Genomic DNA, 22808 nt, shown 5'->3' with positions numbered 1-22808 from the left:
CCTGTCCGCCACCGAGTCGGATCCGGCGGCGGGGGCCGCGGACCGCAGAAACGGCAGCACGGACGGCAACCCAAGGGGTTCCCGCCCGTACCTCGCTGATCTGGTCCAGGGGGCCGGCGACGGACGGCCGGCCCCCTGGGGCATGCTGCAGGCGACCTTACTTGACTTCGACGGTCGCCCCGTTGTCCTCGAGCACCTTCTTGATCTTGGCGGCCTCGTCCTTGGAGACGGCCTCCTTGACGGTCTTCGGCGCGCCCTCGACCAGGTCCTTGGCCTCCTTCAGGCCGAGACCGGTGATGGTGCGGATCTCCTTGATGACGTTGATCTTCTTGTCGCCGGAAGCGGCCAGGATGACGGTGAACTCCGTCTGCTCCTCGGCCGGGGCGGCGGCCGCGGCCGCGCCGCCGCCAGCCGCAGGCGCCGCCGCCACCGCGACCGGCGCCGCGGCGGAAACGCCCCACTTCTCCTCCAGCATCTTGGAGAGCTCGGCGGCCTCCAGGACGGTCAGGCTGGAGAGCTCGTCAACCAGCTTTGCGAGATCGGCCATGTCTGTGTACCTCGTGATCTAATGGCTTGGCTTGCCGTTTGCAACACCCGGGCGCCATGCTTGGTCTTTCAAAGCATTGCACCCGGAAACAGTCCTCGGTCCGGCGGGCTCTCACCCCGTGGTGCTCGCCCCTCAGGCGGCCTCGGCCTCGTCCTTCTTCGCGAAGGCACTGAACACCCGCGCCAGCTGCGAGCCAGGGGCCTGCAGCACGCCCGCGATGCGCGTCGCCGGGGTCTGGATCAGACCCAGCAGCTGCGCACGGAGCGTCTCGAGCGAGGGCATCTCGGACAGCGCCTTCACCCCGTCCGGGGTGAGGGTCTGGGTGCCGAGCGCCCCGCCGAGGATCACGAACTTGTCGTTCGTCCTGGCGAACTCCATGGCGGTCTTCGCCACTGCCACCGGATCCTTCGACCACGCGAGCGCGGTCGGGCCCTTCAGCAGGGGCTGGACGCCCTGGAAGCGGGTGCCGTCGAGGGCGCGGAGGGCCAGCCGGTTCTTCGCGACCTTGTACGTCGCCCCGGCTCCCCGCATGCGGCGCCGCAGATCGCTCACATCCGCGACCGTCAGACCCTTGTTCTGGGCGACGAGCACGAAGGAGGTATCGGCGAACACCGCAGAGAGCTGGGCGATGAACTCGCGCTTTTCCGTGCGGTCCAAATCCCGTCTCCAACGATGGCCGGCGCCTGATGGAGGGGCTCCGGCCGGTTCACACGCAGGCCCGCCGCGACGCGGCAGGCCCTGGTTCGCCTGTCTGAGCCGGACCACCAAGCCATGCGCCCCGCCCCGGGCCAACCTTCGGAAGGCTGCCCCGGGACGGCACGAAATCCTTGGCACCCCGTCTATCGCGGGCGGGACGGAGCGTCCCATCAAAGCCCCGGGGAATACCCTTGGGGGCTACCTGCGGTCTCGGACAGGTTTCGGGGAGGCCCGCAGTCCCATCGCGCGAGCGCGACGGGCCCCGCCCGACCTTCCCCTGCCCGCCCACCCGGAGGTGGGCGTATCTCTCATCCCCGCGCGCGCCGCGCAGGGGCCGTCCGGGGGCCTTGCCCCCGGCGGCGTCAGGCCGCGGCTGCCGCGAGGGTGGCGAGGTCCACCTTCACGCCCGGCCCCATGGAGGAGCTCAGCGCCACCTTCTTCACATAGGTGCCCTTGGCGCCGGTCGGCCTGGCGCGCTGGATCGCCTCGATGAAGGCGCGGGCATTCTCGAGCAGCTTGCCCTCGTCGAAGGAGGCCTTGCCGATGCCGGCATGCACGATGCCCGCCTTCTCCGCCCGGAACTCCACCTGGCCGGCCTTGGCCGCGGTCACCGCGCCGCGGACATCCATGGTGACGGTGCCGAGGCGGGGGTTCGGCATCAGCCCACGCGGGCCGAGGATTTTTCCAAGTCGCCCCACCAGGCCCATCATGTCGGGGGTGGCGATGCAGCGGTCGAAGTCGATCTTGCCTTCCTGCACCGCGGCGGCGAGGTCGTCCGCGCCCACCACGTCGGCCCCGGCGGCCAGCGCCTCCTCGGCCTTCGCGCCGCGGGCGAAGACGCCGACGCGCACGGTCTTGCCGGTGCCGTTCGGCAGGCCGACCACGCCGCGGACCATCTGGTCGGCATGCCGCGGGTCGATGCCGAGGTTCATCGAGATCTCGATGGTCTCGTCGAACTTCGCCTTCGCATTCGCCTTGACCAGCGCGATGGCGCGGTCGAGCGAGACCAGCGCGTCGCGGTCGAGGCCGGAGTAGATCGCCTTCAGGCGCTTGCCCTGCTTGGCCATCGGATCAGCCCTCCACCACCGCGAGGCCCATGGAACGGGCCGAGCCGGCGAGCATGCGCACCGCCGCCTCCTCGTCGTTGGCGTTCATGTCCTTCATCTTCGTCCTGGCGATCTCGTGCAGCTGCGACCGGGTGACCCGGCCGACATTGCCGCCCTTGCCGGGCGTGGTGCTGCCCTTCTCGACCTTGGCCGCCTTCAGCAGGAAGTAGGTGTTCGGCGGGGTCTTGGTGATGAAGGAGAAGGTGCGGTCGGAATAGGCCGTGATCACCACCGGCGTTGGGGTGCCCGGCTCCATGCCCTGGGTCGCCGCGTTGAACTCCTTGACGAAGGCCATGATGTTCAGGCCGCGCTGGCCGAGCGCGGGGCCGACGGGCGGCGAGGGATTCGCCTTGCCCGCGGGGATCTGCAATTTGATGTAACCTGCGATCTTCTTCGCCATGATACGTCCCTGAGGGTCAGGGAGCCGCGGTGCCGACGGCGCCGGATCCTTGCCGGTCCGGCACGGATCCGGGGCGCCTCCCGCGTCCCGATGAAGTGAGCGGGCGCGTATGAGCGCGCGCGACGCGGGTGTCAAGCGGAATTCACGGGGTGCGCGATCCTCATGGCGGCGGCCCGCCGGGCTTCCCCGGCCAGGGTCCGGGCTGCCCGGTGGCGCATCGGGCGAAGCCGCCGCATAAGCGCCGGCGGCGATGCATCCGGCAGCGCCCGGCTGCGTCATGCCCCTGGGCGCCGCCGCTGGGCGCGGCGGAGACGGAGGACCGACCATTCCCCTGCCCGGCTGGCGCGACTGGCTCTTCTCGGCCCGCTCCTTCGCGGCGGCCATGCTCGCGCTCTGGCTCGCCCTCTGGCTCGACCTGCCGCGCCCCTATTGGGCGGTCGGCACGGTCTATATCGTCATCCAGCCGCTCTCCGGCGCGCTCCGCGCCAAGGCGCTGGCGCGCTTCGCCGGCACCTTCGCGGGCGCCGCCTTCAGCGTGGCGGCGGTGCCGAACCTGGTGGATGCGCCGCCGCTGCTCGCGCTCGTCCTTGCCGGCTGGGTTGCCTGCTGCACCATGGGCTCGCTCTACGACCCGACGCCGCGCAGCTATGCCTTCCGCCTCGCCGGCTTCACCGCCGCGCTCATCGCCTTCCCCTCGGTCGATGCACCGGGCGCGATCTTCGACACCGCCCTCGCCCGGGTGGAGGAGATCGGCCTCGGCATCCTCTGCGCGACGCTGGTGGACCAGGTCTTCCCGCGCCCTTCCGCCCCGCTGCTGCTCGCGCGCGTCGAGGCCTGGCGCGCCAGCATGGCCCGCTTCGGGGCGGAGGCGTTGGCCGGCCGGCTGGACGAGGCGCGCTTCGTCGCCGACCGGCGGCAGGTGGCGCGCGACGGCGCCGCGCTCGACACGATGTTCGAGGAGGCGCGCTACGAGGCGGCGGCGGAGCGCGCCGGCCTCGCCTGGGTGCAGGCCCTGCGCGCCCGGGCGCGGGCGGTGCCGGCGCTGATCTCGGCGGTCGCCGACCGCGCGCAGGGGCTGCGGCGGGACGCCCCGGCGGCGCAGGCCGCCATCGCACCCTCGGCGCAGGCCGCCATTACATCCCCAGCGGCGCAGGCCGCCATTGCACCCCCGGCGCAGGTCGCCATCGCACCGCTCCTGGAGGCGGCCGGCGCCTGGCTGGCCGAGACCGCCGATCCGGCCCGCCGGCCGGCCGCGCTGGCGGCCGCGCCCGACCTGCTCGCCCGGCTGCGGTCGGCGGAGCGGGAGGCGGCCGCCGCCGCCGGCGACTGGCCCACGCTGCTGCGGGAGGGGCTGCTCGCCCGGCTGCGGGAACTGGTCGAGACCTGGGCGCGCGCCCTCGCGCTCGAGCCCCGCCCCGGCGCGCATGCCCCGCCGCCGCGCCTCGCCGCGGCGCCGGTGACCAGCGGCCAGATGGATCCGCTGCTGGTCGGGCTGACCGGGCTCTCGGTGCTGCTGGCCGTGCTGGCCTGCGACATCGCCTGGGTTGCCACTGCCTGGCCGGAGGGCGGCACGGCGACGATGATGGCCGCCGTCTCCACCGCCATGTTCGCCCAGCTCGACGACCCGGCGCCGGCCATCGCGAATTTCCTGACGATGACCGGCATCGCCGCGGTGGTCGGCGCGCTCTATCTCTTCGCCGCGCTGCCGGCGATCGACGGCTTCCCGCTGCTCGCCTTCGCCCTCGGCCTCGTCTACCTGCCGATGGGCGCGCTGCACGCGCAGCCCGCGACCATCGGCACGGCCCTGCCGCTGCTGGTCAATACCGTCGCCCTGATGTCCCTGCAGGAGACCTATGCCGCCGAGTTCGCTTCTTATGTGAACGGCGCCGTCGCGCTGCTCATCGGCTTCGCCGCCGGCCTGGTCAGCACGCGGCTGGTGCGCGCCTTCGGGGTGGACTGGCGGCTGCGCCGGCTGGTGGCGGCGGACCGGCGCGACCTGGCGCGCCTGGTCGAGGGAAGGCAGGCCGATCTCCGCCGCAGCGTCGCCGCCATGCTCGACCGCTTCGAATACCTGGCGGGGCGCATCGGCTCGGCCGATGCCACGACCCTCGAGGTGAGCGAGCTGGCCGAGCTGCGGGCGGCGATCAACGTGCAGCGGCTGCGGGAGGTGGCGCCGCAGCTCCCGCCAGCCCTGCGCGGCGGCATCGAGGCGACGCTCGCCGCGGTCGCGGCCTGGGCACGCGGAAGGGCGACGCCGGAGACGGTGGCGGCGCGGCTCGATGCGGCGCTCGGCCTGGCGATGCCGGTCCGCGACCGGGCGGCGCGGCAGGCGGCGCTCGCCCTGTCGGGCCTCCGGCGCGCCCTCCTCCCCACGGCGCCGCCGCCGGCCCCGACGCATCCGGCCCCGGCCCTGGAGCAGGCGGCATGACCGGCGAGTTCGACCTGCACGGCATCTTCGTGCCCTCCCTGCTCGCCTGGGCGGCGCTCGCCCTGCCGGCCAATGCGCTGGTCCGGCGGCTGCTGCAGCGCCTCGGCCTCTACCGGCTCGTCTGGCACCGCCCGCTCTTCGACCTCGCCCTCTTCGTCATCCTGCTCGGCGCCATCGCCGCGCTCGGCACCCGGCTCCTGGCATGAACCTCTCGCAACTCGTCCGGGTCGGCGTGACGCTGACCGTCGTCCTCATCGCGGCGCTGACCGGCTGGCAGCTCTGGCGCTACTACATGGAGGAGCCCTGGACGCGCGACGGCCGCATCCGGGCCGAGGTGGTGAGCATCGCGCCCGACGTGACGGGCCTCGTGCAGGAGATCCTGGTGCGCGACAACCAGGCGGTCCGCCGCGGCGACGTCCTGTTCCGCATCGACCGGGACCGCTTCGCGCTGGCGCTGCAGCAGGCGGAGGCGGTGCTCTCCTCCCGCCATGCCAGCCTGCTGCAGGCGCAGCGCGACCAGCAGCGCTACACGCGGCTCGACCAGAGCGCGGTCTCGATCCAGCGGCAGGAACAGGCGGTGACCGACGCGCAGGTGGCCGAGGCCAACTACCAGCAGGCGCTGGTGGAGCGCGACACCGCCCGCCTGAACCTCGAGCGGTCGGAGGTGAAGGCGCCGGTCAATGGCCTCGTCACCAACCTGGAGTTGCGGCCGGGCGACTACCTCTCCGCCGGCACGGCGGCGATGGCGCTGGTCGATTCCGACAGCTTCCACATCTCCGGCTATTTCGAGGAGACCAAGCTGCCGCGGATCCATCCGGGCGACCGGGTGACCGCGCATGTGATGGGGGAGCGGGCGCCGATCGAGGGCCATGTCGAGGGCATCGCCGCCGGCATCACCGACCGGGAGCTGGCCGCGGGCGCGAACATGCTGGCCAATGTGAACCCGACCTTCAGCTGGGTGCGCCTGGCGCAGCGGGTCCCGGTGCGGATCGCCATCGACCGGGTGCCGGAGGGGTTGCGCCTGGTCTCGGGCCGCACCGCGACGGTCACGGTCCTGCCGCGCGAGGGCGCCCCGGCGGCGCAGGCGGCGCGGTAGGGCGGATCGCTGCGGCCCGGCCGCTACCCCGCGACCAGCCGCAGCACCTGGATCGCCGCGCCGATCACCATCAGAGCCAGGATGATGCGGGTCAGCGTCCTTGGCGACGGCATGGCGGGGTCAGCCCCGCCGCGGGCGGGCCTGACGGGCGATGATGCCGCGCAGCAGGTTCTTGAGGGCCAGGGCCTCGGCCTCCGGGTGGCGGGCGAGGACCTCGGCCTCGTGCTGCTTGGCAGCCTGCACGAGATCGGCCGCCATCACCTCCCCGCGCGTGGTCAGCGCCACCCGCACCACGCGGCGGTCCTTGCTATCCTGCATCCGCCGGACCAACCCGTCGCGGACCATGCGGTCGAGCAGCTTGGTCATGGTGGGCTGCTGCAGCAGGCAGGTCTCGGCCAAGCCGGTCACCGTCTCGCCGGGGCTGCCGACGAGGCTGGCGAGGACCCGCCAGACCGGCACGCTGATGCTGCGGCGCCGGAGCTGGTCGTGGAACTCGGCGGAGATCAGGTGGGAGGCGCGCGCCAGGAGGTAGAGAAGGTAGTCGTCGATGAACCGCTCTGACGCGGGGCTGGAGGAAGGCTGCAGCATTTCGTAACCGATCCGGTAGCTGGGCGATTTGCGACATAATACCGATCTTTTTTCTTGATTGCTCGCAAAATAGTTCGCCTTAGGGATGAATGCGGCTTCATAAATTCTGCGTGTGTGATACGGAACGAAGAAAGGAGACGTGCATGCTGACCGACCGCATCGAGGCCGCCTGGATCGAGGCCTTCGAGACCGTCCTGCGGTTGTGCAAGGCCGAAGCCGGCATGCCCGTCTGTCTCCTGGCGGAAAGCCAGTCTCGTGCCCTGAACATCGATCTTGCGGAGCTGGCCGCGCTCCGGCTCGGCTGCCGGCCCATGCGGGTGGTGGTCCCGACCCCGCCGCAGGCCGTCCCGCTGCCGGTGCGCTCGACCGGCGCCTCGCGCGCCCTGCAGGGCCATCCCGGCGTATCGGCGGCGCTTGCGGCCTGTCCGCTCATCCTCGACCTCACGTTGGAAGGACTGCTGCACGCCCCGGAACTGGCCGGGATCCTGCGCGCCGGCAGCCGGGTGATGATGGTGTCCAACGAGCACCCGGAGGCGCTCGCGCGGCTGGTGCCGCGGCCCGAGGACGAAGCCCCGGTCAAGGCCGCCGTGAAGCGCGCCCGTGCATCGAAACGCATGACGGTCGTCTCCGCCGCCGGCACCGATCTCACGATTGCGATGGAAGGGGCAGCGACGGCCGGGGTCTGGGGCTGGACCGACCGGCCCGGCACGGTCGCCCATTGGCCGGGGGGCGTCGTGGTGTCCTTCCCGCGCGCCAGCAGCGTGAACGGCACCCTGGTGCTGGATGCCGGCGACGTGAACCTGACCTTCAAGCGCTACCTGGAACGTCCGGTCCGCCTGCGGCTGGAGGACGACCACATCGTCTCGATCGAAGGGGAGGGAACGGACGCCGAACTCATGCGGCGTTATCTTTCCGCGTTCGCCGAGCATGAGGGCGGCGGCCGGGCCGCCTATGCGGTCTCCCATGTCGGATGGGGCATGAACCCCCGGGCGCGCTACGAGGCGCTGGCCATGTATGACAGGCGCGACACCAACGGCACGGAGCTCCGGGCCTTCGCCGGCAATTTCCTGTTCTCGACCGGCGCGAACGAGTTCGCCGGGCGCTTCACCGAGGGGCATTTCGACATCCCCGTCCGCAACTGCACCATCGCGCTGGATGGCGAGCCGGTGGTGGTCGAAGGAAGGCTCGTCGCATGACCACCATCACCCTGCTGCATGGCATCGGCGGCGCGAGCTGGCGCCCGCTGCTGCCCGCCCTCGCCCCCGCCCCGGTGCTGGACTGGCCGCTGCCCGGCTATGCCGGCAGCCCCATGCTCGCGGAATCGAGCTTCGCCGCCTGGTCCGGGGCGCTGCGGGACCGGCTGGAGGCCGAGGACATCCCGCGGGTGGACCTGATCGGCCATTCCATCGGCGGCATGCTGGCGCAGGACTTCGCCCTCCGCTTCCCGGAGCGGGTGCGCGCCCTGGTGCTCTATGCCACCACGCCCGCTTTCGGCGGCCGTGACCCGGCCTTCGCCGAGGCCTTCCTGCGCGACCGCCTCGCGCCGCTCGATGCCGGCCATGACATGGCGGCCCTGGCGCGGGAGGGCATCCCGGCCATGCTCCGCCCCGGCACCGCGCCGGCGCTGGTCGAGGAGGCAACGGCCGCCATGGCCGCGGTGCCCGAGGCCGCCTACCGCGCCACCGTCCGCACGCTGACGACCTTCAACCGGCGCGACGACCTGCAGCGCATCGCCGCCCCGACGCTCATCATCGGCGGGGAGAAGGACCCGCTCGCCCCGCCGAAGACGCTCGAGCGCATGCGCGACGCCATCCGCGGCGCGCGCCTCGTCGTGCTGCCGGGCTGCGGCCATCTCGCGCATCTCGAGGACCCCGCCGGCTTCAATGCCGCGGTGCGGGACTTCCTCCGCGGGGTGCGGGAGGGATGAGCGACGGCGCCTGGACCCTCCATTGGCTGGAGGCCGAGGGGAGCCTGGCGCCCTGGCGCGACCGGATCGAGGCGGAGGTCGCCGCCGCTGCCGAGGCGGTCGGCCGCGCGGTGCCGCGGCCGCGGGTCGACCTCGTGATCCAGGCGGTGCCGGGCGGCGGCATCCCCGGACTCGGCATCGGCTCGCATGCCTTCCGCCGGGGCCGCATCGACCTCACCTTCGATCCCGGCTCGGCCGACCTGCCCCGCAGCCTCGCCGGCGACCTGCTGCGCCGCATGGTGGCGCATGAGGCGCATCACTGCCTCCGTCATGCCGGCCCGGGCTATGGCCGCACGCTCGGCGAGGCGCTGGTGAGCGAAGGCCTCGCCGACCACTTCGCCGGCGAGCTCTTCGGCCCGCCGCCGCTGCCCTGGAACGCGCCCTTCACCGAGGCCGAACGCGGCGAGGTCCTGGCGCGGGCGGAGCCCCTGCTCCGCGCGCCGCGCTACGACCATGCCGCCTGGTTCTACGCCGATGGCCGCAGCCTGCCCCGCTGGGCGGGCTACCGGCTGGGCTACCTGCTGGTCGGCGCGCATCTCGCCGCGCATCCCATGGCCCGGCCCTCCGGCCTCGCCGGCGCGCCGGGACGCGACCTGCTGGACGATGCCTGGCCGCGGCTCCGACCCTGAGGGAAGCACCCATGCCCGAACGCCCGGCCGACGCGCCGATCTTCGACCCCGAGGCCTTCCGCCTGACGGCGCAGGAGGCGGAACTCACCGCCCGCGCCCGCGCCTTCGGCCAGGCCGTCCTCGCCCCGCGCGCCGCGCGCTGGGACCGGGAGGCGAGCTTCCCGACCGACAACTACCGCGACATGCACGGCAAGGGGCTGCTCGGCATCTGCATCCCGCGCGAGGAGGGCGGCCTCGGCGCCGATTTCCGGGCCTATTGCCTGACCGCGGCGGAGATGGGCCGCTATTGCGGCGCCACCGCGCTGACCTGGAACATGCATGTCTGCAGCACGCTCTGGACCGGCGCGCTGACCGAGGACCTGGAGATGGACCCGGCGCTGCGCGACGAGCACCGCCGTCGCCGGCAGAAGCATTACGACCGCATCCTGCGCGACGGCGCGGTCTATGCGCAGCCCTTCTCCGAGGGCGGCGCGGCGGCCGCCGGCGGCGTCGCCTTCGGCACCACGGCGCGGCGCGTGCCGGGCGGCTACCTCGTCAGCGGCAAGAAGATCTTTGCGAGCCTCGCCGGCCATGCGGACTTCTACGGCGTGCTCTGCACCGAGGTGAAGGAAGGCGAGGACCGGCTCTCGCGCCGCGACACGCTCTACCTCGCGGTGCCGCGCGACGCGCCGGGCGTGACCGTCGAGGGGGACTGGGACCCGCTCGGCATGCGCGGCACCGTCTCGCGCAACCTGCTCTTCAGGGATGTCTTCGTGGAGGAGGACGCGGCGCTGATGCCGCCCGGCCTCTACTTCCAGGCGGCGACGCGCTGGCCGCACATGTTCATGACCCTCTCGCCCACCTATATGGGCCTGGCGCAGGCCGCCTACGACTTCACCGTCGCCTATCTCCGCGGCGAATGGCCGGGCATGCCGCCGGTCAAGCGCCGCATGTATCCCACCAAGCAGATCGCGGTCGCCGAGATGCGCGTCATGCTGGAGCAGACCAAGGCGCTCTGGTTCCAGGCGATCACCGATGCAAGGCCCGATCCCTTGAAGGAGCAGGTCCTGCGCGCCTGGGCGGCGCAGCACACGGTGATGGAGAACGCCGCCGCGCTGGCGGCCAGGGCGGTGCGCACCTGCGGCGGGCAGTCCATGCTGAAGACCCTGCCGCTCGAGCGCATCTACCGCGATGCCCGCTGCGGCTCGCTCATGCTGCCCTGGACGGCCGAGCTCTGCATCGACCGCATCGGCCGCGACGCCCTCTACGAGAAGGGCGAGACGGATGACTGAGGCTGCGGCCTGATGTGGCGCTGGATCGAGGAGCACGCCGCGGCGCGGCCGCAGGCCACCGCGATCGGCTTCGAGGGCGAGGCCATCGCCTATGCCGGGCTGCAGCGGCGCATCCTCGCCTGCACGGCGATGCTCGCGGCGCGCGGCATCGGCCGCGGCGACCGCGTCGCCTTCCTCGGCGCCAACCATCCCGCGCAGCTCGTGCTGCTCTTCGCCTGCGCGCGGCTCGGCGCCATCCAGGTGCCGCTGAACTGGCGCCTCGCCGCGCCGGAGCTGCGCTTCATCCTCGAGGACAGCGGCGCTGGCCTGCTGCTCGCCACCGCCGACATGGCGGAGGCGGCGCACCGGGCGCTGCCGCCGGGCTGCGCGCTGCTGGCCGCGGAGGCGGCGGAGGCCGATGCGCCGGCGCCCGCGGCGATGGGCGGCGACGACGACCCGGTGCTGCTGGTCTATACCTCCGGCACCACCGGCCGGCCGAAGGGCGCGCTGCTGGACCAGCGGGCGGTGCGGACCAATGCGCTGAATGCCGAGCACGCCTTCGGCCTGACCGCCGCCGACCGCGTGCTGACCGTGCTGCCGATGTTCCATGTCGGCGGGCTCAACATCCAGACCACGCCGGCGCTCATGGCGGGGGCGGAGGTGGTGCTGCTGCCGCGCTTCGACCCGGCGGCCTTCCTCGCCGCCCTCGCGGCGCATCGCCCGACCCTGACGCTGCTGGTGCCGGCTGTCATGCAGGCCCTCGTCGCGCATCCCGGCTGGGCAGCGGCGGACCTCTCCTCGCTGCGCGCGGCCGGCGCCGGCTCCTCCGAGGTGCCGCTGCCGTTGATCGAGGCCTTCCACGCGCGCGGCGTGCCGGTGCAGCAGGTCTATGGCGCGACCGAGACCTGCCCGATCGCCATCGTGCAGACGCGGGCGGAGGCGCTGGCCGCGCCCGGGAGCCTCGGCCGGCCCGCGCTGCATGCCGCGGCGCGGGTGGTGGACGCCGCGGGGCGCGCGCTGCCGGACGGCATGCCGGGCGAGATCCAGCTGCGCGGCGCCAACCTGGCGCGCGGCTACTGGCAGGCGCCGGAGGCGACGGAGGCCGCCTTCCGCGGGGGCTGGTTCGCCTCGGGCGATGTCGGCGTCCGCGATGCGGAGGGCCGCTACTGGTTCACCGACCGGCTGAAGCACGTGATCATCTCGGGCGGCGAGAACATCTACCCGGCCGAGCTGGAGCGCGTGCTGCGCGATGCCCCGGGCGTCGCCGAGGGCGCGGTCTGCGGCCGGCCCGACCCGCGCTGGGGCGAGGTGCCGGTCCTGGTCGTGGTGCCCGGCGAGGGCTTCGACCGCGACGCCCTGCTGCGCCATTTCGCGGGGCAGCTTGCCCGTTTCAAGCATCCGCGGGACGTCGTGGTGGTGCCCGCGCTGCCGCGGACGGTGCTGGGGAAGGTGCAGGTCGAGGCGCTGCGGGCGCTGGCGCGGGGCGGATAGCGACGGCGCCGCGCGCCGCCGGGGTCAGCCGGTCCTGCGCAGGGCGCAGCCGGCGCGGCCTCCCCTGGAAGGCCGGCATGGTGGCATGGCCGGGCGCCGCCGCACCGCGGCCCCGCAGCAGCAGGGCGGCGCAGCGCAGCATGATGGCGAGGTCGCCCGCCAGCGTCGGCGGCGCCGCGGCGTAGCGGACATCGAGCGCGAGGCGCCGCGCCCAGGGCACGGCATTGCGCCCCTCGGCCTGCGCCAGGCCGCAGAGGCCGGGACGCACCCGCAGCCGCCGCCGCTGCGCCGGGGTGAAGCGCGGCAGGTACTCCACCGGCAGCGGCCGCGGCCCGACCAGGCTCATCTCGCCCCGCAGCACCTGCAGGAGTTGCGGCAGTTCGTCGATGGCGCTCGCCCGCAGCAGCCGGCCGAAGCGGCCGAGCCTCTCGGCATCCGGGCCCGGGCCGGCGCGCAGGCTGCGCAGCTTCAGCACCCGGAAGGGCCGGCCGTCCCGGCCGCTGCGCCATTGCCGGAACAGCACCGGGCGGCCGAGCACGCCGAGCACCGCGAGCGCCGCCATGGCCAGCAGCGGCGCCGTCGCCAGCAGCAGCAGCGCCGCCGCCCCGATGTCGAAGGCCCGCTTGCCCCAGCGCTCATACATGTCTGGGGCGTGCCTCCACCGCGAGCGAGAGCAGCAGGCCGAGCCCGAACCAGACCATGCGGTTGCCGAGATCGGTCGAGACCATGGCCGTCAGCGCGACCGGCAGGGTCAGCGCCGCGATCCGCGCCGCGCGCCCCGGCGCGACCCGCCGCATCTCCCGCAGCGCGACCAGCGCGCCGCCGCCGAAGGCCAGCAGCCAGAGCAGCAGGCCGGGCAGCCCGCCCTCGGCCAACGCCTCCAGCGCATGGTTGTGCGGATGCAGCGCCCGGGCATCGCCGCTGCCGGCGGCCAGGGTGAAGCCGCCGGTGCCGAGGCCCCAGGGCGCCGCCAGCCCGGCCCAGCGCAGCGCCTCCCCCCAGAGGATCAGCCGGGCGGGCGTCGCGGTCGCCGGATCGCCGAAGAGCCGCTCGAGCGTCCGCAGGCCGGGCTCGGCCCCCGGCAGGGCCAGCAAGGCGGCCAGCCCGCCGGCGCCGAGCAGCGCCATGCCGGCCAGCCAGCCGAGCGCGGCCCCCGCCCGGCCCCGCAGCGCCAGCAGCAGCGCCGGCGCCCCCGCCGCGCCGAGCCCGAGGCCGAGCAGCGCCGCCCGCCCGCCCGGCACCAGCACCGCGGCGGCGAGCGCCAGCAGCACCGCCAGCCAGGTCAGCCGCCCGGCCCCGCCGCCCTCCGCCAGCCGCACCGCCGCGACCCCGCCGCCGCAGGCGATGGCGAGGCCGGCAAGCTGGTACTGCACGCGCAGCCTCTCCGGATCCGCGCCGACAGCGCCGCCCAGCACCACCTGCCCGCTCGCCACCCCCCAGGCCGTCGCCGCGCCGACCAGCAGCCCGATCCCAACCACCGCCAGGGCGAAGCGGCGGAGGACCGCCTCCTCCGCCCCGACCAGCAGCCCGGCCAGCAGCATGGCGGGACCGAGCAGGACGAGTTGCGGCAGCTTCTCCGCCAGCACGGCGCGCGAGGCGCTCCAGCCCCCGGCCAGCACCAGCCAGAGCAGCAGCAGCGCCGCCGCCAGCAGGGAGCCGGCCAGCACCGGCCGCAAAACCCAGGCCCGGCCCACCGCCAGCAGGCCGAGCAGCGGCAACAGGCCGAGCGCCGCCAGCAGGGTCAGGTCCAGCGGCAGCACGGCGAGGCCGGGCAGCGACTTCAGCGCGCCGGCGAATTGCAGCACCGCCGCCAGCAGCCCGGCAGCGGCCGCGAGCAGCCCGGGACCGGCGCGCGCGGTCACTCCGCCGCCGCCCGGATCGCCTGCGGCGGCACCGCCGGCAGCCGCGCGGCATGGCGTAGCAGGATCGCCAGGGCCGCCGCCGCCACGGCCGCGAGCAGAGCGGCGACGGCGAGCAGCAGGAGCAGCAGCGGCCGGTTCGGCAGGGAGGGCCGGATCTCGACCATCGGCGCCGAGACCAGCCGCGCCGCGACCGCCTCATCCGCCGCGACCACCAGCGCGCCGCGCTGCTGCTGGCCGAGCAGGTCATAGAGGGCGTTGCGGAGATAGAGGTCACGCTCCATCGCCAGCCGCGCCTCGATCGCCGCGATGCGCCGGCGGGCGAGGCCGGCGAGGTCGGCGCGCACCTTCGCCTCGGCCTCGGCGTGCAGCCGTTGCAGCGCGTCCAGCGCGGCCTCCCGGTCGCGGTGCGCGAGCGTCAGGGTGACGGTGACGGTGGCGATGTTCTGGGTGACGGCCAGGCTCTGCTCCAGCCAGGTCTGGGCGTCGTCGAGGTCGGCCGCGAGCCGCAGGTCGAAGGCCCGGCGGATCCAGCCGAGCGGCGCCTCCCCCCGCAGCGCGGTCAGGTAGGCCAGCAGGCCGGTGTCGCGGGCGAGCATCGCCACCGCCTCGGGCGCGCGCAGCGCATCCAGGTAGACGGCGAAATTGCCGCTGGGCCGGTCGTCCGGCAGCCCGGCCCCGACCAGCGGCACCGGCGCGAGCAGGGTGGACGTGGCCATGCTGGTCGTCTCGGCCGGGGCGACGATGGCCTGCGCCACGTAGCGGCGCGGCAGGGAGAACAGGAGGCCGGCCAGCACCGCATAGAGGCCGAGCACGGCCAGGGCGATCCGCCAGCGTGTCTTCCACAGGCGCCGCAGCAGCAGGTCCAGCGGCATTCGGCCTCCGCCTCCAGGCGCGGCCTATTTGTACACGGAATGGCGAGAATCAACCCAGGATTGCGCAGGGCATTGAATCACAGTTTTGAGACTTGTGACCGGCGAACAGACGCGGGCCAGCAGCACGGGCGCCGGCCGGACGCAGCCATAGGCCGGGCTCTCCCAGCCCGGCTCCAGCCGGACCGCGACCGGCGCATCGGCGCCGATGCGGAGCGACCCGAGCGGCCCCTCCACCCCGTCCGGCAGCAGCCGCCAGGCGGAGGGGGCGAGGCGCCAGCGCAGCACCGCCTCCCGGAAGGGGCCGGAGATCACGTCCTCCACGATCCAGCGGCGTCCCTCGACGCGGAGGCGGCGGGCATGGCGCCGGCCGCGCCAGTCCTCGATCCAGGCGCCGTCCGGCAGGTCGCCCGTCCGCGGCCAGCGGGCGAAGAGGAAGCGCGAGACCCTCGGCATCTGGTCCTCGCCGTCGAAGGCGATGGTGTTGTGCGCCGCGGTGCCGGTGAAATGCGCGTGCCACCAGGCCTGGTCGGGCGGCGGGTTGTAGGCGCCGGTGCCGCCGTCGCGCAGCAGCGCCAGCCCCTCGTCCCAGAGCTCGAGATGCAGCAGGTCGGCCTGGCCGGGGCGGAAGCGCAGCGGGCCGGTGCGGAGGACGGCGCGTGCGCCCTCGGCCTGCCAGCCCCGCAGCCCCGGCCCGGCCCAGGCCGCCGGCGGCGCCGGCAACACGGGGCCGGCCGGCAGGCCGAGCCAGAGGCAGCCCGGCTCCTCGCGCGCGCCGATGGAGCCGCCGCAGAACAGCCGTGCGGCGCGCTCGAGGCTCGGCCTGGCATCGTCCGGGCCGGCCAGGGCGAGATCGGCAAAGGCCGAGCCGTCCTGGTGGCCGAGCCGCGGCAGGATGCCGGTCGCCGGCGCCGCGAGGCGGTGCAGCCAGCGCGTGGCCGCCGCCGCCCGCTCCATGGCCGCGGCCGCCGGCGCCGGCCCGCCCAGCCGCCGCCGCAGCCACTCGGCGACCGAGAGCACGTCGAGCAGCAGGCGGTGGTAGCCGGTCGAGAGCGGGGCGAAGGCCCCCTCGGGCGAGACCAGCCGCAGCAACGCCGCCTCCAGCCGCCGCAGGCCGCGCCGCGCCCAGCCGGCCTCGCCGAGCAGCAACCCGCAGATCATCAGCCCGGCGGCCTCCGAGACCGTGTGGTTGTTGTCCTGCGCCAGGGCATAGGCCGGCGTCGCGGCGATGCGGCAGCCATGCAGGGCGAGCAGCGCGCGGGCGCCGGGCGGCAGGGCGCGCTCCGCCCCGAGCAGCGCGAGCGCGAGGCCGAGATGCAAGGCGCGCAGCGCCGCCTCCTGCCCGCAGGCCCAGTTCGGCCCGCGGAAGGGCGGATTGGCGGCCAGCCAGTCCGCCAGCAGCGCCTCGGCCCGGCCGGGATGGCCGCCGCCCGGGTCGAGCCGCGCCGCCTGGGCCAGCAGCGGCAATTCCGCCCAGCGGTTGCGCTCCCAGACCGGGCGGATGTCGCCGGGTTGGAAGAGGTCGAGGTGCAGCGCATGGCCGTCCGCGGGAAAGGGCCCGTGCCAGTCCGGCGGCGCGACCCCGGCCGCCCGCGACAACAGGACGACGCGATGCCAAGCCGGCAGGCCCCGCGCCGGCGGTACCCCGGCGGGCAGGAAAGGTCCGTCCGGCAGCGCGGCATCCCGCAGCCGGGCGCGCGCGATCCGGCGGCCGGCGACCCGGTGCCAGGCCGCCAGCAGCACCGGGCGCGGCCCGAGGCGGCGGGCCGCATCCACAACCATCGGCAGGCGCCGGCCATACGACATTGAACACAGGAGTAGAAAATCCACCAGATTCGATGCAACTGTGCGTCGATGTGATTCCGTGCCCGGAAGGGGGGCTTTCCTGCTGCGCCGGTCCGGTCCAACCCTCTGCCGCCGCCTGATCGCGCTGCTGCTGGCGCCGCTGATGGTGCCGCTGCCCCTGCGCGCGCAGACCGGGTCGCCCGGCGGCTTCCTCTCGCCGCCCGCCCTGCCCTCCACCCTGCCGGGCGGGCTGCCGCTGCCGAGCCTGCCGCCTTCCGCCCAGCAGGACATCCTGCAGCGGATCATCGATGCCGGCGCCGGGCGGCCGGTGCCGAGCCCGCTGCCCTCGGCGCCGCTCGCCCCGCCCCCGCCGGCCATCGCCGCGCCGGCCGCGCCACCGGACGACCCGCCCTCCCCGGCCGAGGCCTTCTTCGCCGCGCGCGGGGCGGGCGGCGCCTGCCAGCCCGCGCCCTGCACGTCGGCGCCACTCCGGCAATTCGGCTACGAGTCGCTGCGCGGCACCCCCGCCGGGCAGCCCGCCGGGATCGGCTTCGGCGCCCTGCCGGAGGATTACCTGCTCGGCCGCGACGACGAGGTGATCCTGGCCTTCCGGGGCCGCGCCCGGCAGACGCTCAGCCTCCGCATCGGCCGCGACGGCATGCTGCTGGTCCCGGACCTCGCCCCGGTGCCGGCCGCCGGGCGGACGCTCGGGGAATTGCGGGCCGACCTCGAGGCGCGCTCCGCACGCGAGCTCGGCGGGTCGGAGGTCTTCGTCTCCATCGGCCAGGTGCGGCAGATCGCGGTCTTCGTCGGCGGGGAGGTGGCGCGGCCCGGGCTGCAGGCGCTGACCTCCATGGCCTCGGTGCTCGATGCGCTGGTCGCGGCCGGCGGCGTCCGGCGGACCGGCTCGCTCCGCGCCATCCGGGTGGAGGGGCCGGGCGGGCGGCGGACCCTCGACCTCTATCCCGTCATCGCCGGGGAGGGCGCGGCGCCCGACCTCAGGCTGCGGGAGGGGGAGCGGATCCTGGTCCCGCCGCTCGGCGCGGTGGTGGCGATCGGCGGGGAGGTGACGCGGCCCGGCATCTACGAACTGCCCGCGGGCGCGGCGCAGGCGCCGCTGGCGACGCTGCTGCGGCTGGCGGGCGAGCCGCTGCGGCCGACCGGCCACCGCTTCCTGCTGCAGACCACGGATGCCGAGGGCCGCCGCAGCGTACGGGAGATCGGGCCGCGCGACGCGCTCCGCCGCGGCGATGCGCTGCGGGTGGAGCCCGGCTCGGATGTGGTGGCGCAGGACCTGCGGCTGGCCGGGCATGTGGTGGCGCCGGTGCTGCGGGCCGCGGGCGGCCGGGCGCGGAACCTGCGCGGGCTGCTCTCCGACCCTCGGCTGGTGAAGGCGGATCCCTATCCGCGGCTCGGCGTGGTCTGGAGGACGGAGCCGCGGACGCGGACGCGGCAATTCCTGCCCTTCGACCTCGGCCGCGTGCTGCAGGGCCAGGCCGACCTGCCGCTGGCCGAAGGCGACGAGGTCATCCTGCTCGGCCTGCCGGACGTGCTGTTCCTGGCGAGCCCCGGCGTGCAGCAGGCGATCCGCGGCGATGCGCCGGATCCCGACCAGACCGCCCCGGCGCCGGCCACGGGGCAGCCCCTGTCCACCGCCGCGGGCATGCCGGGGACGCCGCCCGCGCCGGCGCCCGCCGCCGCGGCCCAGGCCCCATCCGCCACCTGCCCGGCGCTGGTGCAATTGGCGGTCGCCGCCCAGGCCTCCCGCCAGCGCTTCGCGCATGCCCGCGCCGCCGGCTTCCCGGATATCGGCCTGCTGCCCTGCCCGCAGGTCTTCCTCGACTACCCCGCGCTGCTGCCCTTCCTGCTGGACCAGAGCGTCCTGTTGACGGGCGAGGTGCGGCTGCCCGGCCTCTACCCCGTGCTGAACGACACCGGGCTGGAGTCGGTGCTGGCGGCGGCCGGCGGCGCGACCGATACGGCCGACCTCGCCGCGGTCGAGCTCTCGCGCGAGCCGGCCGACCAGAGCGCGACCCTGCCGCTGTCGCGCACGCTGCTCGACCTGCGCTCGCGCAATTTCGCCGCCGTGCGCCTCTCCCCGCGCGACGCGGTGCGGCTGCCGCGCGGCTTCGGCGACCGCGACACCGGGCCCGTCACCCTGGTCGGCGAGTTCGTCCGGCCCGGCGTCTACGACATCCGCCGCGGCGAGCGCCTCTCCGAGGTGATCGCCCGCGCCGGCGGGCTGACCGCGCAGGCCTATCCCTATGGCGCGGTCTTCAGCCGGGAGAGCGTGCGGCAGCGCCAGCAGGAGGGCTTCGCCCGCACGGCGCGCGAGCTGGAGCAGGGGCTGATGCAGGTCGCGGCGGGCCAGGCAGTGGCGGGCATGCGCGGCTCGACCGACCTCTCCGGCGCCATCCAGGCCGGGCAGGCGCTGGCGGGGTCGCTGCGGCAGGCGCGGGCGGCGGGGCGGATGGTGGTGGAAGCGAATCCGGTGGTCCTCGCCGGCCGGCCCGACCTGGATGTGCTGATGGAGCCGGGCGACCTGGTCGCCATGCCGAAGCGCCCGAACGAGGTGACGGTGGTGGGCGCCGTGCTGAACCCGGGCAGCCTGCAATTCGCGACGGGCTGGAAGGCCGGCGAGTATGTCCGCGCCGCCGGCGGCGAGCAGCGCTTCGCCGATAGCGGCCGCGCCTTCGTGGTGCTGCCCAACGGGCAGTCGGCGCCCGCCGGCCTCGGCGCCTGGCAGGCCGGCGGGCCGCCGATCCCGCCCGGCAGCACCGTGGTGGTGCCGCAGGACCCCTCGCCCTACGAGACCTGGGGGTTCCTGCGCGACGTCACGCAGGTGCTCTCGCAGGTCGCGCTGTCGAGCGCGGCCCTCGCGGTCATCGTGCGGTCGAGTGGGCGCTAGGCCCGGGGCGCGTCACGAGGGGGGCGCTGCGGGGTCCCCATCGTGCGAGGCACGATGGGGTGCCCCTGCCCCCCTCGACCCCCCGCCAGGGGTCAAGCGACCCCTGGACCGGCGTGGGTTTATCGCCATGGGAGGGACCCCCGCTGGGGGTCCCTCCCATGGCGATGACTCTCGGGATCCAAGGGCCTTAAGCCCTTGGCGAGTGGGGTCCGGGGAGGGCAGCGCCCTCCCCGGGTGGCTGGCCCTGTGCCTCGTCCTCTCGACCGGCGCGCTGGCGCAGGAGGTGCCCGCGACCGGCTCCGACTATGGCGGCGCCGGGCTGGTGGAGATGCGCAATGCCCGGTTCCGGCCGGACGCGACGCTGGAGGCCGGGGCGGCGCTGCGGCGGCAGCGGCAGTTCTGGTTCCTCTCCTTCCAGGCGCTGCCTTTCCTCGAGACCACCTTCCGTCTGACGGACCGGCTGGACGGCACCCGCGGCTGGGGCACGACCAACGACCGGGCCTTCGACCTGAAGCTCCGGCTCTGGGAGGAGGGGCCCTGGCGCCCGGCGCTCGCCGTCGGGCTGCAGGATGCCGCGGGCACCGGGATCTATGGCGGCGAGTATGTCGTGGCGTCCAAGCGCTTCGGGCCGCTGGACCTGACGCTGGGGATGGGCTGGGGGCGGCTGGGGACCGGTGCGGACCTGCCCAACCCGCTCGGCCGCCGGCCGCGGCGGCGGGATGTGGGCCAGGGCGGCACGCCCGCCTTCGGAAGCTGGTTCCGCGGCGAGGATGTGGCGCTGTTCGGCGGCGTCGAGTGGAGCCTGCCCGCGCTGCCCACCCCTTTCGGCGATATGGAGGGGCTGCGCCTCAAGGCCGAGTGGTCCGGCGACGCGCTGCGGGACGAGCGCGGCGGCTATCCCGCGCGCAGCACGGACCTGCGGGGCGAGGCGCGGTCGCGGCTCAATCTCGGCCTGCAATGGCAGCCGAACGACTGGCTCGATGTCGGCGCCCACTTCGTCCACGGGACGGATGCGCTGCTGCGGGTCTCCCTACGGATGGACCCGGCCCGGCCGCCGGCGGCGCCGCGCCGGGCCCCGCCGCCGATGGCGGCGCGGCCGGAGACCGGCTCCGAGGCCGCGCTCGCCGGGGCGCTGGTGGGCGCCGGCTTCCGCCCGCTCGGCATCGAGGTCGCCGGGGCGGAGGCGCGGATCGCGGTGGAGGGCGGGCGCTTCCCGACCCTCGCCCAGGTGGCCGGGCGGGTGGTGCGGGCGGCGCAGCCGCACCTGCCGCCGGAGGTGGAGCGGATCGAGGTCGCCTGGCACCGGTTCGGCGCCCCGGTCGCGCGGCTGGTGGTGCTGCGGGAGGCGATGGAGGGCGCCGCCGCCGGCCTGGGCAGCGCGGAGGAGGTACTGGCGACCTCCTCCCTGCAGGCGGCGCGGCCGGCCGGGCCCGGGCTGGCGGCGCCGGGCCTCGCCTGGGCCATCGAGCCGCGGGTCGCCCTGCAACTCGGCGATCCCGGCGCCGGGGTCCGCTGGCAGGCGGGGGTGGTGGCCGGGGCGCGTCATGGCCTCGGGGAGGGGTTCGCCCTCGCCGGCAGCCTCGCGCAGGCGGTGGCCGGCAACCTGGACGAGGGCCGCCCCTCCGACAGCCGCCTGCCGCATGTCCGCAGCGACATCGCCCGCTATGCGCGGGAGGGGAAGACGTCCCTCCCGACCCTCTATGCCGAGCGGATCTGGGCGCTCGCGCCGGACTGGTTCGCGCGGGTCACCGGCGGGCTGCTCGAGCCGATGTTCCAGGGGGTGCAGGGGGAGGTGCTGTGGCGGCCGCATGACCGGCCGCTCGCCCTCGGGATCGACCTGGCCTGGGTGGCGCAGCGCGACTACCACGGCGGCTTCGGGGCGCTGGGATACAGCGTGGCGACCGGCCATGCCTCGCTTTACGCCGACCTGCCGGTCTGGAACCTCTACACGGTGCTGCGGGCCGGGCGGTACCTGGCCGGCGACTGGGGCGGGACCATCGAGGTCGGCCGGCGATTCGAGAGCGGCATCGAGGTGGGCGCCTTCGCCACCCTCACCGACGTGCCCTTCCGCCGCTTCGGCGAGGGCAGCTTCGACAAGGGGATCTTCCTGCGCATTCCGCTGCAGCTCCTCGGGCCGGAGACGGCGGCGCGGGCCGGCGCGGTGATCCGGCCGGTGATCCGCGACGGCGGGCAGCGGCTGGTGGTGGACAACCCGCTCTGGGAGGTGACGCGGGAGGGGCGGGTGGATGCGCTGGCGCGGGGGTATATGGGCTTCCTGCGGTAATGCGCCCGGGCCATGTCCGCCCGCCGCGGCCCCGGATGGCGTGGACCGGCCGGCCGCCGGACCTTCAGGCCCGCGCCTGCCGGTGGCCGCCCATGGACAGGGCCGTGCGCCTCGGCGCCGGCTGGGCCTTCGACGGCGGGATCCTGGGGAGCGGCTTCTGCGCCAGATGCTTGTGCGCGAAGTCGGGGTCCCAGAACTTGATCGGGATCTCGTTGATCAGCATGGTCTCGAGATCCAGACCGGTTCCGGTATTCAGCTCGGCCTGGTTCCAGGTGGAGTGGCATCGGACGCAGGACCGCACTTCGATCAGGCCTGCGCATTCGGGATACATCAGCCACAGGCTGGCCTTCGCCCCACCCCCGCCGGCGCCGTTGTGCACGAGCAGCACGACCGCGCGCGAGACGGGGTGCCGCATCTTCTGCGCCACGTCGTACTGGATGTAGTGCCAGAGTTGCCGCCAGGTCTCGGCCGTCAGCCGCCATTCGGAGGTATAGCCGCCGGGTTGGTTGGGGTACTGCTTGTCGACCTCGACATCGAGATCGGTCGGGATGTTGCGAAGGAAATTCGCCAGTTCGCCGAAGGCGCCCTGCCCGCCGAACCAGTGCCACTGGATGCAATAATCCGCCGCATCGCCCTTGATGCGCATGGCGTGCCTCCCGCCGCCTCTATGCGGCATGCCGGCCGGGCTCCGGTCGCAGCCGGATTGCCTCGGCCATGGATGGTCCCGGCAGGCTGGTCATGCGGTGGCGAGCGGCCTTGCCATGCGCGCCCCGGACCGGCTGGCACTTGTCGCAGAGGCTTCGCATGTTTCGGCATCACCGCTACGCGATCGCCAGCGCAATGACCACCGCGCCTGCGGGGAAACGGCCCCGGACGCCGCGCCGCCGGGCCGGAGGCGACCGC

General features: G+C 74.7%; 20 protein-coding genes. 10 read left to right on the top strand and 10 right to left on the bottom strand.

Annotated elements, in window-relative coordinates:
* Positions 1–157: 157 nt before the first annotated feature.
* The 4 genes from rplL to rplK form a co-directional block, all read right to left on the bottom strand.
* Positions 158–547: a 50S ribosomal protein L7/L12 gene (gene rplL, locus Q7A36_RS25265; protein ID WP_305106538.1), complete on the bottom strand. Its 390-nt coding sequence runs from the start codon at positions 545–547 to the stop codon at positions 158–160.
* A 132-nt stretch (positions 548–679) separates the two neighbouring features.
* Positions 680–1204 (bottom strand): 50S ribosomal protein L10, encoded by a 525-nt coding sequence (gene rplJ / locus Q7A36_RS25260; RefSeq protein ID WP_305106537.1) that lies wholly within the window; start codon positions 1202–1204, stop codon positions 680–682.
* 401 nt (positions 1205–1605) lie between these two features.
* Positions 1606–2310 (bottom strand): 50S ribosomal protein L1, encoded by a 705-nt coding sequence (gene rplA / locus Q7A36_RS25255; RefSeq protein ID WP_305106536.1) that lies wholly within the window; start codon positions 2308–2310, stop codon positions 1606–1608.
* A 4-nt stretch (positions 2311–2314) separates the two neighbouring features.
* Entirely contained in the window at positions 2315–2749 is a 435-nt protein-coding gene (gene rplK / locus Q7A36_RS25250) for a 50S ribosomal protein L11 (RefSeq protein WP_305106535.1), read from the bottom strand.
* 277 nt (positions 2750–3026) lie between these two features.
* Between rplK and Q7A36_RS25245 the strand changes: the two genes are divergently transcribed.
* Genes Q7A36_RS25245 through Q7A36_RS25235 form a run of 3 tightly spaced genes read left to right on the top strand, consistent with a single transcriptional unit; the run spans position 3027 to position 6273 of the window.
* Positions 3027–5177, top strand: a complete 2151-nt coding sequence (locus Q7A36_RS25245) for an FUSC family protein (protein WP_305106534.1) — start codon at positions 3027–3029, stop codon at positions 5175–5177.
* Positions 5174–5383: a DUF1656 domain-containing protein gene (locus tag Q7A36_RS25240; RefSeq protein ID WP_305106533.1), complete on the top strand. Its 210-nt coding sequence runs from the start codon at positions 5174–5176 to the stop codon at positions 5381–5383. Before Q7A36_RS25245 ends, Q7A36_RS25240 begins: the two co-directional genes overlap by 4 nt.
* The gene (locus Q7A36_RS25235) at positions 5380–6273 is read left to right on the top strand and encodes an efflux RND transporter periplasmic adaptor subunit (RefSeq protein WP_305106532.1); all 894 of its coding nucleotides are present in this window, start codon (positions 5380–5382) and stop codon (positions 6271–6273) included. Before Q7A36_RS25240 ends, Q7A36_RS25235 begins: the two co-directional genes overlap by 4 nt.
* A gap of 120 nt (positions 6274–6393) precedes the next feature.
* On the opposite strand, the gene Q7A36_RS25230 is transcribed toward Q7A36_RS25235, so the two are convergent.
* Positions 6394–6861 carry a MarR family winged helix-turn-helix transcriptional regulator gene (locus Q7A36_RS25230; protein ID WP_305106531.1) on the bottom strand — a complete coding sequence of 156 codons (468 nt, stop codon included), beginning with the start codon at positions 6859–6861 and terminating at the stop codon, positions 6394–6396.
* Positions 6862–7004: 143 nt separating this feature from the next.
* Between Q7A36_RS25230 and Q7A36_RS25225 the strand changes: the two genes are divergently transcribed.
* From Q7A36_RS25225 to Q7A36_RS25205, 5 genes are read left to right on the top strand one after another with little or no spacing between them, the layout of a single operon-like run.
* A complete protein-coding gene (locus Q7A36_RS25225; RefSeq protein WP_305106530.1) occupies positions 7005–8057 on the top strand; it encodes a M29 family metallopeptidase in 1053 nt (350 codons plus the stop codon).
* Entirely contained in the window at positions 8054–8788 is a 735-nt protein-coding gene (locus Q7A36_RS25220; protein ID WP_305106529.1) for an alpha/beta fold hydrolase, read from the top strand. Before Q7A36_RS25225 ends, Q7A36_RS25220 begins: the two co-directional genes overlap by 4 nt.
* A complete protein-coding gene (locus tag Q7A36_RS25215; protein WP_305106528.1) occupies positions 8785–9456 on the top strand; it encodes a DUF2268 domain-containing putative Zn-dependent protease in 672 nt (223 codons plus the stop codon). Before Q7A36_RS25220 ends, Q7A36_RS25215 begins: the two co-directional genes overlap by 4 nt.
* A gap of 11 nt (positions 9457–9467) precedes the next feature.
* On the top strand, positions 9468–10727 hold the full coding sequence (locus tag Q7A36_RS25210; protein WP_305106527.1) for an acyl-CoA dehydrogenase family protein: 1260 nt from the start codon (positions 9468–9470) through the stop codon (positions 10725–10727).
* Positions 10728–10739: 12 nt separating this feature from the next.
* A complete protein-coding gene (locus Q7A36_RS25205; RefSeq protein WP_305106526.1) occupies positions 10740–12197 on the top strand; it encodes a class I adenylate-forming enzyme family protein in 1458 nt (485 codons plus the stop codon).
* Here the strand turns inward: Q7A36_RS25205 and Q7A36_RS25200 are convergent.
* From Q7A36_RS25200 to Q7A36_RS25185, 4 genes are read right to left on the bottom strand one after another with little or no spacing between them, the layout of a single operon-like run.
* Positions 12097–12840 carry a sugar transferase gene (locus tag Q7A36_RS25200; protein ID WP_305106525.1) on the bottom strand — a complete coding sequence of 248 codons (744 nt, stop codon included), beginning with the start codon at positions 12838–12840 and terminating at the stop codon, positions 12097–12099. The genes Q7A36_RS25205 and Q7A36_RS25200 overlap by 101 nt on opposite strands.
* Positions 12833–14059 carry an O-antigen ligase family protein gene (locus tag Q7A36_RS25195; RefSeq protein ID WP_305106524.1) on the bottom strand — a complete coding sequence of 409 codons (1227 nt, stop codon included), beginning with the start codon at positions 14057–14059 and terminating at the stop codon, positions 12833–12835. The genes Q7A36_RS25200 and Q7A36_RS25195 overlap by 8 nt, the downstream gene beginning before the upstream one ends.
* Complete coding sequence (locus Q7A36_RS25190) at positions 14056–14931, bottom strand: hypothetical protein (RefSeq protein ID WP_305106523.1); 876 nt, start codon at positions 14929–14931, stop codon at positions 14056–14058. The genes Q7A36_RS25195 and Q7A36_RS25190 overlap by 4 nt, the downstream gene beginning before the upstream one ends.
* Before the next feature lie 24 nt (positions 14932–14955).
* Positions 14956–16710, bottom strand: coding sequence for a heparinase II/III family protein (locus tag Q7A36_RS25185; protein WP_305106522.1), 1755 nt, complete (start codon positions 16708–16710; stop codon positions 14956–14958).
* 82 nt (positions 16711–16792) lie between these two features.
* Between Q7A36_RS25185 and Q7A36_RS25180 the strand changes: the two genes are divergently transcribed.
* Together Q7A36_RS25180 and Q7A36_RS25175 are read left to right on the top strand one after the other, a co-directional pair.
* Positions 16793–19621: a polysaccharide biosynthesis/export family protein gene (locus Q7A36_RS25180; protein WP_305106521.1), complete on the top strand. Its 2829-nt coding sequence runs from the start codon at positions 16793–16795 to the stop codon at positions 19619–19621.
* Positions 19622–19823: 202 nt separating this feature from the next.
* Entirely contained in the window at positions 19824–21905 is a 2082-nt protein-coding gene (locus Q7A36_RS25175) for a YjbH domain-containing protein (protein ID WP_305106520.1), read from the top strand.
* A gap of 64 nt (positions 21906–21969) precedes the next feature.
* On the opposite strand, the gene Q7A36_RS25170 is transcribed toward Q7A36_RS25175, so the two are convergent.
* A complete protein-coding gene (locus tag Q7A36_RS25170) occupies positions 21970–22551 on the bottom strand; it encodes a hypothetical protein (protein ID WP_305106519.1) in 582 nt (193 codons plus the stop codon).
* Between the last annotated feature and the right edge of the window lie 257 nt (positions 22552–22808).

This window comes from Paracraurococcus lichenis (assembly GCF_030657435.1).
Lineage (GTDB): Bacteria > Pseudomonadota > Alphaproteobacteria > Acetobacterales > Acetobacteraceae > Paracraurococcus > Paracraurococcus lichenis.
This window is presented reverse-complemented; position numbering and strand designations above follow the sequence as displayed.

Excerpts from the sequence above, each read along its gene's own strand:
- Q7A36_RS25210 (WP_305106527.1), top strand. The coding sequence starts at position 9,468 with ATGCCCGAACGCCCGGCCGACGCGCCGATCTTCGACCCCGAGGCCTTC.
- Q7A36_RS25190 (WP_305106523.1), bottom strand. The coding sequence starts at position 14,931 with ATGCCGCTGGACCTGCTGCTGCGGCGCCTGTGGAAGACACGCTGGCGG.
- Q7A36_RS25225 (WP_305106530.1), top strand. The coding sequence starts at position 7,005 with ATGCTGACCGACCGCATCGAGGCCGCCTGGATCGAGGCCTTCGAGACC.
- Q7A36_RS25220 (WP_305106529.1), top strand. The coding sequence starts at position 8,054 with ATGACCACCATCACCCTGCTGCATGGCATCGGCGGCGCGAGCTGGCGC.
- Q7A36_RS25230 (WP_305106531.1), bottom strand. The coding sequence starts at position 6,861 with ATGCTGCAGCCTTCCTCCAGCCCCGCGTCAGAGCGGTTCATCGACGAC.
- rplA (WP_305106536.1), bottom strand. The coding sequence starts at position 2,310 with ATGGCCAAGCAGGGCAAGCGCCTGAAGGCGATCTACTCCGGCCTCGAC.
- Q7A36_RS25235 (WP_305106532.1), top strand. The coding sequence starts at position 5,380 with ATGAACCTCTCGCAACTCGTCCGGGTCGGCGTGACGCTGACCGTCGTC.
- rplL (WP_305106538.1), bottom strand. The coding sequence starts at position 547 with ATGGCCGATCTCGCAAAGCTGGTTGACGAGCTCTCCAGCCTGACCGTC.
- rplK (WP_305106535.1), bottom strand. The coding sequence starts at position 2,749 with ATGGCGAAGAAGATCGCAGGTTACATCAAATTGCAGATCCCCGCGGGC.
- Q7A36_RS25205 (WP_305106526.1), top strand. The coding sequence starts at position 10,740 with ATGTGGCGCTGGATCGAGGAGCACGCCGCGGCGCGGCCGCAGGCCACC.
- Q7A36_RS25170 (WP_305106519.1), bottom strand. The coding sequence starts at position 22,551 with ATGCGCATCAAGGGCGATGCGGCGGATTATTGCATCCAGTGGCACTGG.
- Q7A36_RS25215 (WP_305106528.1), top strand. The coding sequence starts at position 8,785 with ATGAGCGACGGCGCCTGGACCCTCCATTGGCTGGAGGCCGAGGGGAGC.
- Q7A36_RS25200 (WP_305106525.1), bottom strand. The coding sequence starts at position 12,840 with ATGTATGAGCGCTGGGGCAAGCGGGCCTTCGACATCGGGGCGGCGGCG.
- Q7A36_RS25185 (WP_305106522.1), bottom strand. The coding sequence starts at position 16,710 with ATGGTTGTGGATGCGGCCCGCCGCCTCGGGCCGCGCCCGGTGCTGCTG.
- Q7A36_RS25240 (WP_305106533.1), top strand. The coding sequence starts at position 5,174 with ATGACCGGCGAGTTCGACCTGCACGGCATCTTCGTGCCCTCCCTGCTC.
- Q7A36_RS25245 (WP_305106534.1), top strand. The coding sequence starts at position 3,027 with ATGCCCCTGGGCGCCGCCGCTGGGCGCGGCGGAGACGGAGGACCGACC.